The following is a 15,876-nucleotide window of genomic DNA, read 5'->3' as shown; positions in this document are numbered from 1 at the left end:
CGGCCTACGATTGACGCAGATCCGTAGGCCCGGTAAGCGTTAGCGCCACCGGGCATTGCTGTTACGCCGTGATGTGATGTTCTTCCGCCAGCGCTTCCAGCGCTTTTTCAAAGCACAACAACGGTGCGCGTACGGTCCCTGCGCCAACCTGACCGATTCCGGCTTCGCGGTGGGCGATACCGGTGTTGATCAGCGGCGTAATCCCCGTTTCCACGACGCGACGGATATCCAGCCCCAGACACGCCCCTTTGAAATCCCAGGACGGGATCTGGAACAAAGGGTTGTTGGCGAGGTAGATTTCCGCCATCTCCTCGGACGTTTCCAGCGCGGCCCCCATACCGCCCGCGCCGACGAAACGCGTCACGCCAGGCGCAGCAATCATGGCTGCGCCACCGATGCCCAGCGTCTCGGTAATGGCACTATCACCGATATCCGGGTTAGCGTCAGCCTGACTGTAGCCGGTAAAGAACAAACCCTGCGGTGTATTCACTGGCGCGGTAAACCAACGGTCACCGGTACCGCTGACGCGAATCCCGAACTCACGCCCGTTGCGCGTCATTGCCGTCACCACCGAACCGGCTTTAATCACTGCCGCCGCATCCATCACCGCTTTGCTGTAGGCCATCGCCAGGTTAAGGAAGAACTGATCGGTCACGCTCAGGAATTGCAGCACCTCAATGATTTCAGCTTTCGGGCGGTCAAGACCGGCGATCACAGGAGACAGCGTGCGCAGCAGTAGCGACGAGGCCGCGATATTACGCTGATGGAATTCGTCCCCCATCGTAATCGCCTGGGCCATCATCGCCGTCAGATCCACGCCGTTATCCATGCACGATAAGGCCTCCTGTAACACCGGTGCCAGCGTATCGCGCATCCAGCGTAGACGCATCTGCACATCCTCACCGTAGGCGCCGAAACGCATGACCTTGCCGATCCCTTCGTTCAGGTTGCAACAGGACTGATTGCCGTGCACCACGTCTCGTACGACCAACACTGGCATATTCGCCGAGGTGATGCCGCCCATCGGGCCGACGGCGCCGACATGATGGCACGGGATAAATTCCACTTCGCCCTGGCTCAGGAGACTGACGGCCTCCTCTTCAGTGGTTGCCCACCCCTCAAACAGCGATGCGCCGATACAGGCACCGCGCATGGGCCCCGTCATCTCTTCCCAGGCAATCGGCGGGCCGGCGTGCAGCAATTTACGCCCGGAGGACAATTCAACCACCGCCTCTTTCGCAGGACGGACAGCAACCCAGTGCGGGCGTGCGGCTTTGATGCGTTCAATAATGGCGTCGTTGGCCTGTGCAATTGATGAATACATATCGGTACCTCTGAATTAATGTAACTGCTTGAGTAAACTGGCGAGACGCACATTGCCACCGGCAATCGGCGCCCACTGATAATGCACAACCGGCGTGCCGCTGCTTTGCAGATCCAGCGCGAAGCTGCGCAGTCCGGCATTGATCACCTGTACACCATCCAGCAAGGGGTTAGGTTCAACGGATGGGCGGGAGTCCTGATGATGTGTCAGGCTGATTGCGAGCAACACGGCCTCTTCCAGGGTTTCCACCACGGCGATGCCTGCATCACGCAGGATGTCAGTTTGTCCACTGCGTCCCTGTGGGTCGGCATCGGTTCCGGTCAGGGTGGCGATGGTGACCAGCGGCGCGTTCCGCGTTGCGCGAACCTGCTCGACAGCCTCAACAACGGCGCCCGCCGGGTCAGCACAAGCGCCATAGCCCAGCACTACATCCAGCAGCAGCACGCCCACGTCCGGCATCGCTGCCAGCTTTTCGATTTCAATGCTGCGGGTTGTCGGGTCGATCATCGGGTGCGGTCTGCCCAACGTGTAGCTGTCATCCCCCAGATCGACAATGCGGTGGCCCTGCGCGTCGAGCATGACGCCAGCAGCGTGGCTTTCGCTCACCGGCACACCCAGTCCGGCCGAAAGCAACATCGCCGCTTCAGCCGCGAGGGTTCCGCCGGCATACAGCCCATAAATGCCTTTTCCTGCCACCTCAGGTTGAATCAGGCGCTGCTGAGCCACGCGCATCAGCAACACGGCCAGTTGGGCGGCATCTGAAAGCGAATTCGCCAGCCAGACATTCCCTTCACGGCGCTGTTCCGGTTTATTCCCGAGAAAGAGCGCGACCACCGGTTTACCTACCTTTTGCATCGCATTGATAATGCGGGTTCTGACCTGCGGCGACGGCGGCTTGGAGACAAACGCGATCACCCGCGTGGCATCATCAGCCGCCAGCATCTCCAGCGCCGTTAACGCACTGATGCCTCCCACTTCCGCACTCAGATCACGCCCCCCCAAACCGATGGCATGGCTGATCCCCTGCTGGTGCAGCGCAATCTGAGAGGTGACCTCCTGAATACCCGTTCCGGACGCCCCAATTACGCCAATCCCGCCGTCGGGCAACACGTTCGCGAAAGCCAGTGGGCTACCGGCAATCATCGCCGTCCCGCAATCCGGCCCCATCACGATCAGCCCTTTCTCGCGAGCCAACGTTTTCAGCTCAACTTCCTGCTCCAGCGGTATGTTATCGGAGAACATCATCACGTTTTTACCGGCCAACAGCCCCTCTTTAGCGACGGAGGCCGCATACTCCCCGGCAACCGAAACCAGCAGCAGATTGGCCTGCGGTAATTTCTGGCACGCGCTCTCCCAGCGACGCGCCTTCAGCAGTTGCTGTGAACTGCCTGAGGCGCTGGCAATTGCGCTCAACTCTTTTTCCAGCTGTTCGCGAATTAATTCGAGGATCGCAGGTTGCTCGTCATGCGTTCGTACCGCCACACAAATATCGTTCGGTGTGGCCTCGACAAAATCGTCATGCCAGAAGCCCGTAGAATCCAGCATCGCTTTATTCGCTGGCGTTCCCATCATCACGGAAACCTGGTCAACTTCCGGCCGCTCACTTAATTTCCGGGAAATGATCATCAGGCTGACGGAGTCCTGAAAGCTTCCCTTTTTAATAAAGGCGTAAATCATTACCGCTACCTCTTATGTACGTTTTTCTTTCAAAAACAGCATCGCAACCAATCCAATCGCTAACAGAATGGCTGATACATAAAAACTGGAAGCCAGGCTGCCCGTTATATCGCGCGCCGCACCAGCAATAATGGGCGCAAGAATAGATGAGCTCATGCCGATAAAATTAAATAAGCCAAACGCGGTGCTGTAATTATTTTCATCAACGCTATCGGCAACCAGCGCAACCAGCACGGGATCCAGCGCCAGTTTGCCGACGAGACCGTAAACACACAGGGCGACAATCACGCCGGTCATATTTGGCATCCAGACAATGGACAGCATGCTGATGATCGCCACCGGGACGAGGAACATAATTAACGGTTTGCGCTTACCTAATTTGTCAGACAGGCTGGAGAATAACAGTGCGCCAGGAATTGAAATCCAGGCGACCAACGAAGAGATAAACCCGGTTTCGCTACCGGCAATACCACGTTCATTTTGCAGATAATAGGGAAGCCAGGTCAGAATAACGAAGAAACCAAACAGGCTGCAGAACACCATGATATAGGTCAGAACGAGATTGCGGTTTTTCAGGAGATCGCTGAATTTGCCTTTTTTTACCGGCTGACCGTCGGTATCTACGGTGCGTTTCTTTTCTTTCACAAACAGCCAGATCGCAATTCCCACCAGTACCGAAGGAACCGCCATCGCGTAGAACGGCATCCGCCATGAATGACCCTGATCGTACACCAGCCAGCTTGAGGTCATCAGTCCCAGCGCGATACCGAAGGCCATGCCGCTATTGATAATTGCGCTGCCAAGCGAGCGATATTTTTTGGGGATTTGCTCGGAAGAAAGGCCGTACTGTGGACCGTAATAGGTCCCTTCTCCCGCGCCCGTGACCACGCGGGCAAACAGCAGCGTGTACCAACTTTTTGCCCAACCGGTAACGGCCGTGAAAACGCCAAAGAGAATAAACCCAGGCACCAGCACTTTTTTCTTACCGATTTTGTCACCCAGTATTCCGGCCGGGACCTGTAATAACGCATAAGAAAAATAAAACACAGAATTAAGAATGCCTAATTGTGTTCCACTTAAGCCAAACTCTTTCTCCAGTTCGCCCATCACCGGGTTCAATACCGTCCGGTCGGCATACATGAAAATCCATCCCAGCCAGAACAGGAAAATGGTCACCCACCAGGCCGGTATTCCTTTTTTCTTCGTGACCTCAGTCACTTCACATGATTCAGACATAAGCAATCTCCCGGTAATATTTACCGTTGAACACCTCAGATTATCTGACGATTGATGAGGCTTGATGTTTTAACTCTGCTCACCATATCGGGCTGCGACATCATTTCGTTTGAGCAAAGTCACACAAAATCCATTGTTATAAATTCCTGGGAACTGACCGCAACATTATTAAAAAAAGTCTAACAATCATTTTTTAAATATTTTAAACAAAGTCATTAAAAACAATCCTAATTAACGCGTTATTTTTATCAGTCAATAAGCTGTCGAATAAGTCACATTATAAAAAACCCGGAACGTTATTTTGACCACGAGATATTTTGCACATTGAGGTCATAATGAAAAAGAAACTGGTCATTGCGCTGGGTGGGAATGCATTATTACAGCGCGGAGAGATATTGAGTGCGGAAAACCAACAACGCAGCATTCAGGTTTTTGCGCAACGGGTGGCGACCCTGGCTCGCGATTATCAACTGGTGATTGTTCACGGAAACGGGCCTCAGGTAGGGCTGCTGGCGTTGCAGAACGCGGCCTACACGGAATCACCCGCCTGGCCACTGGATATCCTGGTGGCCGAAAGCCAGGGAATGATTGGTGTCGCCATCGCCCAGGCGCTGACGCAAAATACGGGGGGTTGCCCCGTGACCACGCTGATGACACGGGTAGAAGTAGACCCGCAGGATGAGGCATTTGCCGCTCCGGGTAAGTACATTGGCCCTGTCTATCAACCGGATCAACAAGCTGAACTGGAACAACGCTATGGCTGGACGATGAAGGCGGATGGGCAATACATTCGCCGGGTCGTTCCCTCACCGATACCGCAAAACATCCTCGACGGCGAGGCCATCCAGATGCTGATGGAAGCGGGGCATACGGTGATTTGCTGTGGCGGCGGCGGCGTTCCGGTGGTGGCTCAGGGTAACGGATACCTGGGAACTGAAGCGGTGATCGATAAAGATCTGACAGCCGCGGTATTGGCGAATGCCATCAACGCCGATCATCTGCTGATCCTGACCGATGCCGATGCCGTCTATGAACACTGGGGCACTCCGCAGGCGCGTGCGTTGCGACATGTCACAACAGAAGAGTTGGCGCCGTTTGCAGCGCCGGATGGCGCTATGGGACCAAAAGCGGCGGCAGTGATCCAGTTTGTTAAGCAAACCGGACGCCTGGCGTTTATTGGCGCGCTGAAAGATGCGCCGCAGATATTAATGGGCGAGAAAGGCACCTGCGTGACGCAGTAGACCCCTGCCGTTTGTCATTGTCGGATGGCGAGCCTCTCCGGCAACAACGCAAAAAAATGGCTTCCCGAAGGAAGCCATTTTTACCAACAGCGGACCTTATTACAGCACGTCGATGGCGTTCAGTTCTTTGAAAGCCTGTTCCAGACGCGTGATCATGGAAGTCTGGCCAGCACGCAGCCATACGCGCGGATCGTAGTATTTCTTGTTCGGCTGATCTTCGCCTTTCGGGTTGCCCAGCTGACCCTGCAGATACGCTTCGTTCGCTTTGTAGTAGTTCAGAACACCTTCCCAGGTCGCCCATTGGGTATCGGTATCGATGTTCATTTTGATTACGCCGTAGCTTACGGAGTCTTTGATTTCCTGAGCGGTAGAACCGGAACCACCGTGGAAGACGAAGTTCAGGCTGTTGTGCGGCAGGTTGTGTTTCTTAGAAACATAGTCCTGAGAGTCGCGCAGGATGGTCGGGGTCAGAACCACGTTACCCGGCTTGTACACGCCGTGTACGTTACCGAAGGAAGCCGCGATAGTGAAGCGCGGGCTGATTTTGCTCAGCTCGGTGTACGCGTAATCCACGTCTTCCGGCTGGGTGTACAGAGCAGAAGCATCCATGTGGCTGTTATCCACACCATCTTCTTCACCGCCGGTGCAACCCAGTTCGATTTCCAGGGTCATGCCCATTTTGGACATGCGCGCCAGGTATTTGGAACAGATTTCGATATTCTCTTCCAGTGACTCTTCAGACAGGTCGATCATGTGAGAAGAGAACAGCGGTTTACCGGTCGCCGCGAAGTGTTTTTCACCTGCGTCCAGCAGACCGTCGATCCACGGCAGCAGTTTCTTCGCGCAGTGGTCAGTGTGCAGGATAACCGGAACACCGTAGTGCTCAGCCATCTGATGTACGTGGTGCGCACCAGAGATCGCGCCCATGATTGCCGCACCCTGAGGAACGTCAGTTTTCACGCCTTTACCCGCGATGAACGCAGCGCCACCGTTGGAGAACTGTACGATGACCGGCGCTTTAACTTTTGCAGCGGTTTCCAGAACGGCGTTGATAGAGTCGGTACCGACGCAGTTAACTGCTGGCAGAGCGAAGTTGTTTTCTTTTGCTACCTGGAAAACTTTCTGTACGTCATCACCGGTGATAACGCCAGGTTTTACGAAATCAAAAATTTTAGACATGTTACGAGTCCTGTATCTTCGGCCTTGGAAAGGGGTGCGTGCCACTAAAGCGCGCTGAAAATTGGGCAGGTTTCCCTGCCCTTGAGTGTCTTACTTCTTAGCGCGCTCTTCGAGCATCGCTACTGCAGGCAGAACTTTACCTTCCACGAATTCGAGGAATGCGCCGCCGCCAGTGGAGATGTAGGAGATTTTGTCAGCAATACCGAACAGGTCGATAGCCGCCAGCGTGTCACCGCCGCCTGCGATAGAGAACGCGTCGCTGTCAGCAATCGCGTTAGCCACGATTTCAGTCCCTTTACGGAAGTTCGGGAATTCAAACACACCAACCGGGCCGTTCCACAGAATGGTTTTCGCATTCTTCAGGATTTCAGCCAGTTGCTGTGCAGAAGCGTCACCGATATCCAGGATCTGCTCGTCTTCTTTCACGTCGTTGACGGATTTCAGCGTTGCAGCAGCACTTTCAGAGAACTCGGTCGCGACGCGAACGTCAGTCGGAACCGGAATATCGCACGTGGTCAGCAGACGTTTCGCTTCGTCAACCAGATCGGCTTCGTACAGGGATTTGCCCACATTGTGGCCCTGAGCGGCAACGAAGGTGTTCGCAATGCCGCCGCCAACGATCAGTTGATCAGCGATTTTGGACAGGGAATCCAGAACAGTCAGTTTGGTGGAAACTTTAGAACCGCCCACGATAGCCACCATCGGACGAGCTGGCTCTTTCAGCGCTTTACCCAGCGCGTCCAGTTCTGCGGCCAGCAGCGGACCGGCACATGCGACGTCAGCAAATTTGCCGATACCGTGAGTAGAAGCCTGCGCACGGTGAGCCGTACCAAATGCGTCCATCACGAATACGTCACACAGTGCAGCGTATTTTTTGGACAGCGCTTCGTCGTCTTTCTTCTCGCCTTTGTTGAAGCGAACGTTTTCCAGAACCACCAGTTCACCGGCAGCAACTTCAACGCCGTCGAGGTAATCTTTTACCAGACGAACCGGGTTAGACAGTTTGTCTTTCAGGTAATTAACAACCGGCAGCAGAGAGAATTCTTCGTTGTACTCGCCTTCGGTAGGACGACCCAGGTGGGAAGTAACCATCACTTTAGCACCCTGTTTCAGGGCCAGTTCGATGGTCGGCAGGGAAGCGCGGATACGCGCATCGCTGGTCACTTTCCCTTCTTTAACTGGTACGTTCAGATCCGCACGGATAAAAACACGTTTACCAGCAAGATCCAAATCGGTCATCTTGATTACAGACATGGTGAATCCTCTCGTTGATTCTTGATAAAGTTTTGCAGACGCCCTTGCGCCCTACCTGAAACCTTTTGCAGCCATCGCTAACGTGGTGTCGAGCATTCTGTTAGCAAAGCCCCATTCATTGTCACACCAGACCAGTGTCTTAATAAGGTGCGCGCCACTGACCCGCGTTTGTGTACCATCAACAATGGCGCTATGCGGGTCGTGATTAAAATCGACGGAGACCAACGGTAATTCCGTATAGTCAACTATATCATGAAATGCACCTTGTGCCGCTTTTTGCAGCAACTGGTTGACTTCATTAGCTTTTACGGGCTTCATCACCGTGACGCTTAAGTCGATTGCCGTGACGTTTATCGTCGGTACCCGCACCGCAATCGCTTCAAAACGATCGTTAAACTGCGGGAAAATTCGGGTGATGCCTGCCGCCAGTTTGGTATCGACCGGAATGATCGACTGACTCGCCGCACGCGTACGACGCAGGTCAGAATGGTACGCATCAATCACCTGCTGGTCGTGCATCGCGGAATGAATGGTCGTCACCGTACCGGACTCTATGCCATAGGCATCATCCAATAATTTGATAATGGGAATAATACAATTCGTGGTACACGAAGCATTGGAGACGATGCGATGTTCCGCGCGCAGTTGATCCTGATTGACGCCAAATACCACGGTGGCGTCGAGATCGTTGCTGCCAGGATGTGAAAAGAGCACTTTCTTCGCGCCAGCGGCGATATGCGCTTCGCCGTGTTCACGGTTCCCGTAGACGCCCGTACAGTCCAGTACGATATCAACGCCGAGCTCGCGCCACGGCAGCGCCTCAAGCGAAGGCTCATGCAGGATGCGAATCGCGTCGTCGCCCACCATGAGCTGCTCGCGCTCCTGGCGAACGTCCCATGCAAAACGTCCATGGCTGGTGTCATATTTCAACAAATGCGCCATGCCTGAAGCATCCGCCAGTTCATTGATTGCCACCACGGTGATTTCCGCCCGACGTCCGGATTCATATAAAGCACGAACCACATTACGTCCGATGCGACCGAAGCCATTAATCGCTACGCGTACGGTCATAGATCTCCTGCAAGGCTATCCCGATTCAGATGTGGCTGACAGAGTAATCCAGCGCATCGTTCAGGGAAACCTTACCTGTCGCAAACTGCGACTGATTGATTATTTGTCGAACATTTAATCGACTGAAACGCTTCAGCTAGAATAAGCGAAACGGGGAATAAAAGGAACGATTGTCCAGATGGATTCGCCATTTATCTGACTTGCGTCACATTTCAAGCCGCTTGACCGGGAGATTTATTCCATATTCCAGAATCGTGAATAAGCGATGCAAGATCTTTTCGTTGCCCTGTTCCAAATCCTGATTTATATCAGAGAGTACCGTTGCCAACGGCGATATTATCAACGCCACGTCCGAGTTTCGGAGTCCCGCACATTATGACGATCATTCACGCCCATTCCTCAACGGCACGCTTTTACGCGCTTCGCCTGCTTCCAGGGCAGGAGATCTTTTCCCGGTTACGTACCTTTATACGTCAGAACGCATTACACGCCGCGTGGATAGCAGGTTGCACCGGTAGTTTGACCGATGTTGCGCTGCGCTATGCCGGAGAAGAAGACACCACTTTGCTTACCGGCACATGGGAAGTCATCTCCCTCAACGGCACGCTGGAATTAACCGGCGAACATTTACATCTCTGTGTTGCTGACCCGCATGGCGCAATGCTGGGAGGGCATATGATGCCAGGGTGTACCGTACGCACCACGCTTGAGTTGGTGATCGGCGAGCTGAGCGAGCTGGAATTTAGCCGGCAAGCCTGCGCCCTTTCCGGCTATGAAGAATTGCATATCTCCCGCCGTTAATTGACTATTCAACAAGAGGTTACCTATGGTACGCCGCCCGTTTTCCAGCCAATCCTTAGTTCTGATTGTGATTGCTATAGCCATCAATATGATTGGTGGCCAGCTAATCAGCATGTTAAAGCTTCCCATCTTTCTCGACTCGATTGGCACGCTGATTAGCGCCGTGCTGCTGGGGCCTGTCATCGGTATGCTGACAGGGCTACTGACGAACTTACTCTGGGGGCTGTTAACCGATCCGATCGCTGCCGCCTTTGCCCCTGTGGCCATGGTCATTGGTCTCGTTGCCGGATGGCTGGCACGGGCAGGCTGGTTTCGCACGTTGCCGAAAGTGGTCGTCAGCGGTGTCGTTATTACCCTGGCCGTTACGCTGGTTGCGGTACCGCTACGTACTACATTATTTGGCGGCGTCACTGGCAGCGGCGCTGACTTATTTGTCGCCTGGATGCATTCCGTCGGCCAGAATCTGGTGGAATCCGTTGCCATTACGGTTCTGGGCGCAAACCTGGTCGATAAAATTTTGACCGCGATTATTGTCTGGATTTTGCTGCGTCAGTTGCCTCTACGTACGACACGCCACTTTCCAACGATGTCTGCTGTGCGCTAAATGCATCCGTTTACCTCGTTGACATTGTGGGCGCTGGCAGCATGCACGACCTTGCTTCTTCCGGCGCAGACGGTCTTGCCGGTTTATAGCGCCGCCACCTTTCTCTGCCTGCTGGTGATGACGTCGACGCGGCGACGGGCGAAATATGTAGCCTGGCTGATGTTCTCTCTGGGAATGGGACTATGGCTGGTGCATGGCGGCTGGTTGACGGAATGGATCAGCGGTCAGCCCCGGGATCCGCAACGTTGGGCGCATGCCGTCACGTTGTGGTTGCGAATACTGGCCATTATTTCAACGTCACAGCTCTGGATGCAGTACGTACCGGTGCAGCGTTTCATTCGGGCACTGTTCGCATCACGTCTGCCACCAGGCATCGCTTATCTTTTCGCCGGTCCCTTACTGGTCGTCGAACAGCTTAAACGACAGTTAGCCATTATTCATGAAGCGCAGCGGGCTCGCGGCGTACCGCTGGATGAATCGTGGCATCAACGTTTACGCGCGATGCCAGCATTGATTGTGCCCCTCACCCATAATGCGCTCAACGATTTAGCCGTACGCGGCGCCGCGCTGGATATGCGAGGGTTTCGCCTGCATCGGACGCGCACCACGCTGTGGGCACCGAAAGACAGCGCCTTACAGCGTCTGGCGCGCTACGGCATGATGATTCTGATAGTGGCTGAGACAGGAGTATGGATATGGTTACGTTAGAACAATTTCGCTATCTGCCTGCCTGCGCCACACGCACGTCATCCTGTCTGGATTTCCATTATTCAACCCCCGGAATGGTCGCAATCCTGGGCGATAACGGCAGTGGGAAAAGCACGCTTGCGCAGCTGATGGCGGGCTGGTATCCGGATTTTCTTCCTGGAGACATTGAAGGCAAAGGAACGCTGCTGGGTACCGCTATAGGGGAACGTCCGCTCGTGGAGCAGGCCCCCTTTATCCAGCTTGTGCAACAATCGCCTTACCTGCAGCTTTCCGGTTGTACATTCAGCGTTGAGGAGGAGATAGCCTTTGGTCCAGAAAACCTCTGCCTGGACGACGCTGAGATTATGCGGCGAATTGATACGGCCCTGACCCTGACAGAATGCCAGCCGCTGCGCCATCGCCATCCCGGGACGCTTTCCGGCGGCGAAACCCAGCGCGTGGTCATTGCCAGCGCGCTGGCGATGATGCCGAAATTGCTAATACTCGATGAAGCGTTCAGTCGACTGACATCACAGGCCACCGATATGCTACTTGGACGGCTGCAACAATGGGCACAGGAACAGCAGTCTCTGGTTGTGCTTTTCGAGCGCCATCATTTCTCTTACCTTTCCCGCTGCCAGCAGGTCTGGCAACTGCACGAGGGAGCGCTGACACCACTATGTTGATGTTGAATCAGGTGACTTATCGCTGGCCAAACGCGGAAAACGACTGCTTGCGCGATATCTCGCTTGAACTACGGGAAGGCGAATGGCTGGCGTTAACGGGTGATAATGGCGCGGGTAAATCAACGCTTCTGCGGATTATGGCCGGACTGCTCGCCCCCAACGCCGGTACGGTGACGTTCAGAGAAACGCCATTGATTCAACTGAAAAATCGGCAGCGTGCCGGTCTCTTTGGGGTGTTGTTTCAGGAAGCGGAAAATCAGATCTTTCACAGCAACGTTATTGATGAAGTGGCTTTTGGTCTGAAGCTACAAAAACGGCCGGCGGCAGAAATTAACCGTCGCACTCAGGCAGCCTTAGCACTCTGTCATTTAGAAGAGGTCGCCAACGCACACCCTTTGGATCTTCACACCGCGCAACGGCGTATGGTTGCCGTCGCCAGTCTGGAAGCGATGGCTCCGACGGTTTTGCTACTTGATGAACCCAGTCGGGACTTCGATGCGCACTGGCTGGCTATATTTGAGCATTGGCTTGCCGTTTGTCGCAAACGAGGCACCAGCGTTGTGGCGATCAGTCATGACGCTGCATTTACGCAGCGTCATTTCTCACGAATTGTTCGACTCCACGACGGAACGCTCACACAATCCGATACTCTCCTGACACCGTCATCTCCAGCGTAAGGTCTGCAGGCAGACTGTTTTCCAGAACACGCTCCACATTCGGTCCGTCTGTGCGCATGTAAAACGCCTCGGCATCGGCTGTCGATAATCCTCCAGCCAGCTTGCGTCCCACCAGTCGCGCACGCAGGGCCTCCGCTGGCGCGCGAATAAACAGGGAAAAATCGCAGAACGCCGCCAGCGCCCGCCATCTCTCGTCATCCCGCAGCAGCCAGTTTCCTTCCACAATGACAATCGGCGCGCTCACCACAATCGCGTCTTCGACCGGGTCGTGCTTTTGCCGATCATACTGCGGCCAGGTCCCTTCGCCTTCGCTAATCTGGCGCAGATTCTGCGCCAGTTTTTCAACGTCAAACGTCTCTGGCGCCCCTTTGTACGCACGCAGATGGTGAGTCTCCAGCCAGTCATTGTAATGATGGAAACCATCCATCGGGAGCGTCTGGATCGCCGGCAAAGAGGGATCCTGACGAGAAAGCCATTCCCAGAACGTGGTCAGTGTGGATTTTCCGGTCCCGGGCGGCGCACTCAGAAACACAATCGTGCGGCGCCTGGCGTTCGCGGAATGGACGTTTGCCAGTCGCTGTAATAACGGTTTATGAACGTTCGCTATCTCATCATCATGATAATGGGCTTCAACCCGCAACCCGTTGACCATCAGTCCGATTTTCACGGTGTTAATTCCTTCAAAATTGACGTCACCGCCAGCGTCATTGCCGTCTTGACCATTCCGGAAAAACGCACCTCAGACCACGCTGCAAAGTCGGCAAATTTCATCGACTCCAGCGCGCTATATAAGGTCGTATTTCGGGTGATACTGTTGACGTTGCTGATAAAATCCCAGGTGATGTCATCGGCAAATCCCGGGATCTCATCCCGTTCACTGACGTACTGATAAAACTGCGAAAAATGCGTAATGTCGGCATAAAGCCATTTGTCCATTTTTCCCAGCGCATAGATCAGGCGTAGCGCAACGTCAATATCATCAAGCGGCCCACTCTGGGCAAGTAACGGCTTCACTGCATATTCCACAATCTCTTCATCGTTATCGACAAATAGCGACGGCAGAAAGCGCTTAATGCCTTGTAGCAAAATGGAATGTGCCGTCGTCATAAACGAAAGTAAGTTATTTTGAGCATCCAGTTGCTCCAGCACATCGTCTTCTGTCAGCGTCGTCATTTGTTTCCCGATCAATCACCATGAATGCAGAGAGTCTATTATATTACACGTTCGATCCGCGCCGCCGATCAGTAAAGTTTGCGTACGCACCCCCTTTGCAACCTGTTGGATCCCATTCACAAGATCGCCGCCGGTCACTCCGGTCGCGCTAAAGAGGACGTCATGTCCCGCCACCAGTTCATCGAGCGTATAGACCCGATTGACTTCGACGCCCATTTCCGCACAGCGCTGGCGCTCCTGAGCGGCAATAAGACGATGCTCTGCGGTGTCGCCTTTCGCTTCACAAAAATCGATCAGCTCGGCCTGCATATCGCCCCCCAACGCTTTCACCGCACAGGCGGAAATGACGCCTTCAGGCGCGCCGCCAATGGTGTACATCAGGTCATAAGGGTTATCCTGCAAACAGGCCAGAACACTGGCGGCCACATCGCCATCCGGCAGGGCGAAGACTTTCACCCCCAGTTGCGTGGCTTCGGCAATCGCTGGCTGAAGCCGCGGTTTATCCAGCGTGGCCATGCGCAGTCGATCCAGCGGTTTGCCCAGCGCTTTCGCCACATGACGCAGGTTATCCGCCAGAGGCCGCGCCAGATTAATCACCCCTTTCGCCTGCCGGTTAACAACCAGCTTTTTCATGTACATATCAGGGGCATGTAACAAGCTTCCCCGCGGCGCAAACGCCATCACCGCCAGCGCATTGCTCTGCCCCATCGCGACCATCCGGGTGCCTTCAATAGGATCGACCGCGATATCCACCTCTGGCCCGCTGCCGCTGCCGACCTCTTCGCCAATCCATAGCATCGGCGCGTGATCAATCTCGCCCTCACCAATGACGATGCGCCCGCGAATGGCAATGTCATTCAAGGCCGTGCGCATCGCGCTCACTGCAAGGCCATCGATTTTGTTCTTATCGCCGCAGCCGGTTTGCGGCCAGGCAGCCAGCGCTGCCTGCTCCGTGATGCGAAACAGCGGCCATGCCAACGACTTCATGCCGCTGCCTCCCCGATATCCACGCCAAACTGCGCCAGCAGGTATCTTTCCGCTTTTTCGTTCCAGATACCGTGCGTCTGGGCAACCAACAGCGCCAGTTCTCTGAATAACGGATCGGTTTTGCCTTTCTCAGCGAAATCAGCAATGGCCGTCAGCGGCATCGTCACACCGTTATAGATAAGCTTCTTGCCACCCGGAATATCCGGCAAATTCAGAACGGTATCTGGCACCGCATCGAGACCGCCAATATGAGTCACCATAAACGACGGCTGAAGCTGGCCCGTCGCGCTCAGCGCAATCGCCTCTTTCATATCATCGGTAGAACCGCCGGAAGTTCCGACCACGTGCGTACTGTTGTAATGTACGTTGTAGAAATTAAACGGCACTTTAAAGCGACTCTCCGTCGGACCCGCAAAGAAGTTCAGACAACCATCTTCTGCCAGAATATCGTCAGCCATCTCCACGACGGCTGGTACGGCGGCATAGACAAAAACGTCATCGAACCCGGCGCCGCCCGTTAATTTGCGCAGTTGCGTCGCGGGATCGGCCATACCAGACGAATTCACATGAATGAGTTCGATTCCCTTGCGCGCGGCCAGTTCGACCGGAAGGAGTTTTTTAGCCTGCTCCAGACGCGTTTCATCAATATCCACAACCACCACGCGTGCCGGTTGGATCCCGCCGTTGATGGCATAATCAATCGCACCGATCCCCATTGGCCCGGCGCAGGCTAAAAGCGCAATATTGCCGCCGGGCTTAATCCCCATTCGGTGCTCATACACATAAGGCGTCGTATGATAATTCGCCTTATAGGCGCCGATGATGCAACACATCGGTTCCGCCAGCGAAGCGGCCGCAAAATAAGAACCGTGGTATGGCAATACGCATCCCAGATTTATCGCGACTTCAGGAATAATCATATACGTGGCATTACCCCCGAAATATTCGTAGCTGTATCCTGCGGAATAACCGCTGGGCAATCCCATTGCAGGTTGTAAAACAAAACGTTGCCCTTTCTTATATTTCCCGGTCAGGTTTTTTCCTACCTCGACAATGATTCCGGCACATTCGTGACCAGTAATCACCGGGTGATTTTCCAGATCATCAGGAACACGTTTATGCTCACTGCCTAATGTCGCGGCCTTCCAGGTGGATAAGCATACGCTATCGGAGATCACGCTGACTAACAGTTCATTTTCCGTAATTTCAGGTAATTCAAACTCACGGATACGGACATCCTGTTTGCCATATATTGCAGCAACTTTCGTTTTCATATTAA

Annotated in this window: 16 protein-coding genes; 6 read left to right on the top strand and 10 right to left on the bottom strand. The window is 54.2% G+C overall.

Annotation, left to right across the window (positions count from 1 at the left end):
- Window positions 1–61: 61 nt before the first annotated feature.
- Genes AL479_RS13010 through AL479_RS13000 form a run of 3 tightly spaced genes read right to left on the bottom strand, consistent with a single transcriptional unit; the run spans window position 62 to window position 4,237 of the window.
- On the bottom strand, window positions 62–1,324 hold the full coding sequence (locus AL479_RS13010; protein ID WP_061076350.1) for a DUF1116 domain-containing protein: 1,263 nt from the start codon (window positions 1,322–1,324) through the stop codon (window positions 62–64).
- Window positions 1,325–1,339: 15 nt separating this feature from the next.
- Complete coding sequence (locus AL479_RS13005) at window positions 1,340–3,001, bottom strand: acyl-CoA synthetase FdrA (RefSeq protein ID WP_061076349.1); 1,662 nt, start codon at window positions 2,999–3,001, stop codon at window positions 1,340–1,342.
- Between the two features lie 12 nt (window positions 3,002–3,013).
- Complete coding sequence (locus AL479_RS13000; RefSeq protein WP_061076348.1) at window positions 3,014–4,237, bottom strand: MFS transporter; 1,224 nt, start codon at window positions 4,235–4,237, stop codon at window positions 3,014–3,016.
- Window positions 4,238–4,572: 335 nt separating this feature from the next.
- Here AL479_RS13000 and AL479_RS12995 point away from each other — a divergent pair, with 335 nt between their 5' ends.
- Window positions 4,573–5,478, top strand: a complete 906-nt coding sequence (locus tag AL479_RS12995) for a carbamate kinase (RefSeq protein ID WP_061076347.1) — start codon at window positions 4,573–4,575, stop codon at window positions 5,476–5,478.
- A 99-nt stretch (window positions 5,479–5,577) separates the two neighbouring features.
- On the opposite strand, the gene fbaA is transcribed toward AL479_RS12995, so the two are convergent.
- The 3 genes from fbaA to epd all read right to left on the bottom strand — a co-directional run bounded on the left by fbaA (window position 5,578) and on the right by epd (window position 8,982).
- Entirely contained in the window at window positions 5,578–6,657 is a 1,080-nt protein-coding gene (gene fbaA / locus AL479_RS12990) for a class II fructose-bisphosphate aldolase (RefSeq protein WP_042324053.1), read from the bottom strand.
- A 90-nt stretch (window positions 6,658–6,747) separates the two neighbouring features.
- Complete coding sequence (gene pgk / locus AL479_RS12985) at window positions 6,748–7,911, bottom strand: phosphoglycerate kinase (RefSeq protein WP_042324055.1); 1,164 nt, start codon at window positions 7,909–7,911, stop codon at window positions 6,748–6,750.
- 51 nt (window positions 7,912–7,962) lie between these two features.
- A complete protein-coding gene (epd, locus tag AL479_RS12980) occupies window positions 7,963–8,982 on the bottom strand; it encodes an erythrose-4-phosphate dehydrogenase (RefSeq protein ID WP_061076346.1) in 1,020 nt (339 codons plus the stop codon).
- Window positions 8,983–9,357: 375 nt separating this feature from the next.
- Here epd and AL479_RS12975 point away from each other — a divergent pair, with 375 nt between their 5' ends.
- From AL479_RS12975 to AL479_RS12955, 5 genes are read left to right on the top strand one after another with little or no spacing between them, the layout of a single operon-like run.
- Window positions 9,358–9,783, top strand: a complete 426-nt coding sequence (locus AL479_RS12975; protein ID WP_061076345.1) for a PPC domain-containing DNA-binding protein — start codon at window positions 9,358–9,360, stop codon at window positions 9,781–9,783.
- Window positions 9,784–9,808: 25 nt separating this feature from the next.
- On the top strand, window positions 9,809–10,387 hold the full coding sequence (locus tag AL479_RS12970) for an ECF transporter S component (protein WP_061076344.1): 579 nt from the start codon (window positions 9,809–9,811) through the stop codon (window positions 10,385–10,387).
- Window positions 10,388–11,095, top strand: coding sequence for an energy-coupling factor transporter transmembrane component T (locus AL479_RS12965; protein WP_061076343.1), 708 nt, complete (start codon window positions 10,388–10,390; stop codon window positions 11,093–11,095).
- A complete protein-coding gene (locus AL479_RS12960) occupies window positions 11,083–11,760 on the top strand; it encodes an ABC transporter ATP-binding protein (protein ID WP_061076342.1) in 678 nt (225 codons plus the stop codon). The genes AL479_RS12965 and AL479_RS12960 overlap by 13 nt, the downstream gene beginning before the upstream one ends.
- Complete coding sequence (locus AL479_RS12955) at window positions 11,754–12,437, top strand: ABC transporter ATP-binding protein (protein WP_061076341.1); 684 nt, start codon at window positions 11,754–11,756, stop codon at window positions 12,435–12,437. The genes AL479_RS12960 and AL479_RS12955 overlap by 7 nt, the downstream gene beginning before the upstream one ends.
- Here AL479_RS12955 and AL479_RS12950 read toward each other — a convergent pair.
- Genes AL479_RS12950 through AL479_RS12935 form a run of 4 tightly spaced genes read right to left on the bottom strand, consistent with a single transcriptional unit; the run spans window position 12,394 to window position 15,871 of the window.
- Window positions 12,394–13,104: a nucleoside/nucleotide kinase family protein gene (locus tag AL479_RS12950; RefSeq protein ID WP_061076340.1), complete on the bottom strand. Its 711-nt coding sequence runs from the start codon at window positions 13,102–13,104 to the stop codon at window positions 12,394–12,396. The genes AL479_RS12955 and AL479_RS12950 overlap by 44 nt on opposite strands.
- The gene (locus AL479_RS12945; protein WP_042998043.1) at window positions 13,101–13,610 is read right to left on the bottom strand and encodes an MltR family transcriptional regulator; all 510 of its coding nucleotides are present in this window, start codon (window positions 13,608–13,610) and stop codon (window positions 13,101–13,103) included. Before AL479_RS12945 ends, AL479_RS12950 begins: the two co-directional genes overlap by 4 nt.
- Window positions 13,611–13,625: 15 nt before the next feature.
- On the bottom strand, window positions 13,626–14,597 hold the full coding sequence (gene glpX / locus AL479_RS12940) for a class II fructose-bisphosphatase (RefSeq protein WP_102602675.1): 972 nt from the start codon (window positions 14,595–14,597) through the stop codon (window positions 13,626–13,628).
- Complete coding sequence (locus AL479_RS12935) at window positions 14,594–15,871, bottom strand: zinc-binding dehydrogenase (RefSeq protein ID WP_061076339.1); 1,278 nt, start codon at window positions 15,869–15,871, stop codon at window positions 14,594–14,596. The genes glpX and AL479_RS12935 overlap by 4 nt, the downstream gene beginning before the upstream one ends.
- Window positions 15,872–15,876: the final 5 nt, after the last annotated feature.

This window comes from Citrobacter amalonaticus (assembly GCF_001559075.2).
Lineage (GTDB): Bacteria > Pseudomonadota > Gammaproteobacteria > Enterobacterales > Enterobacteriaceae > Citrobacter_A > Citrobacter_A amalonaticus_F.
Note: the sequence above shows the minus strand (reverse complement) of the source record. Positions and strands in the feature narration are given on the sequence as shown.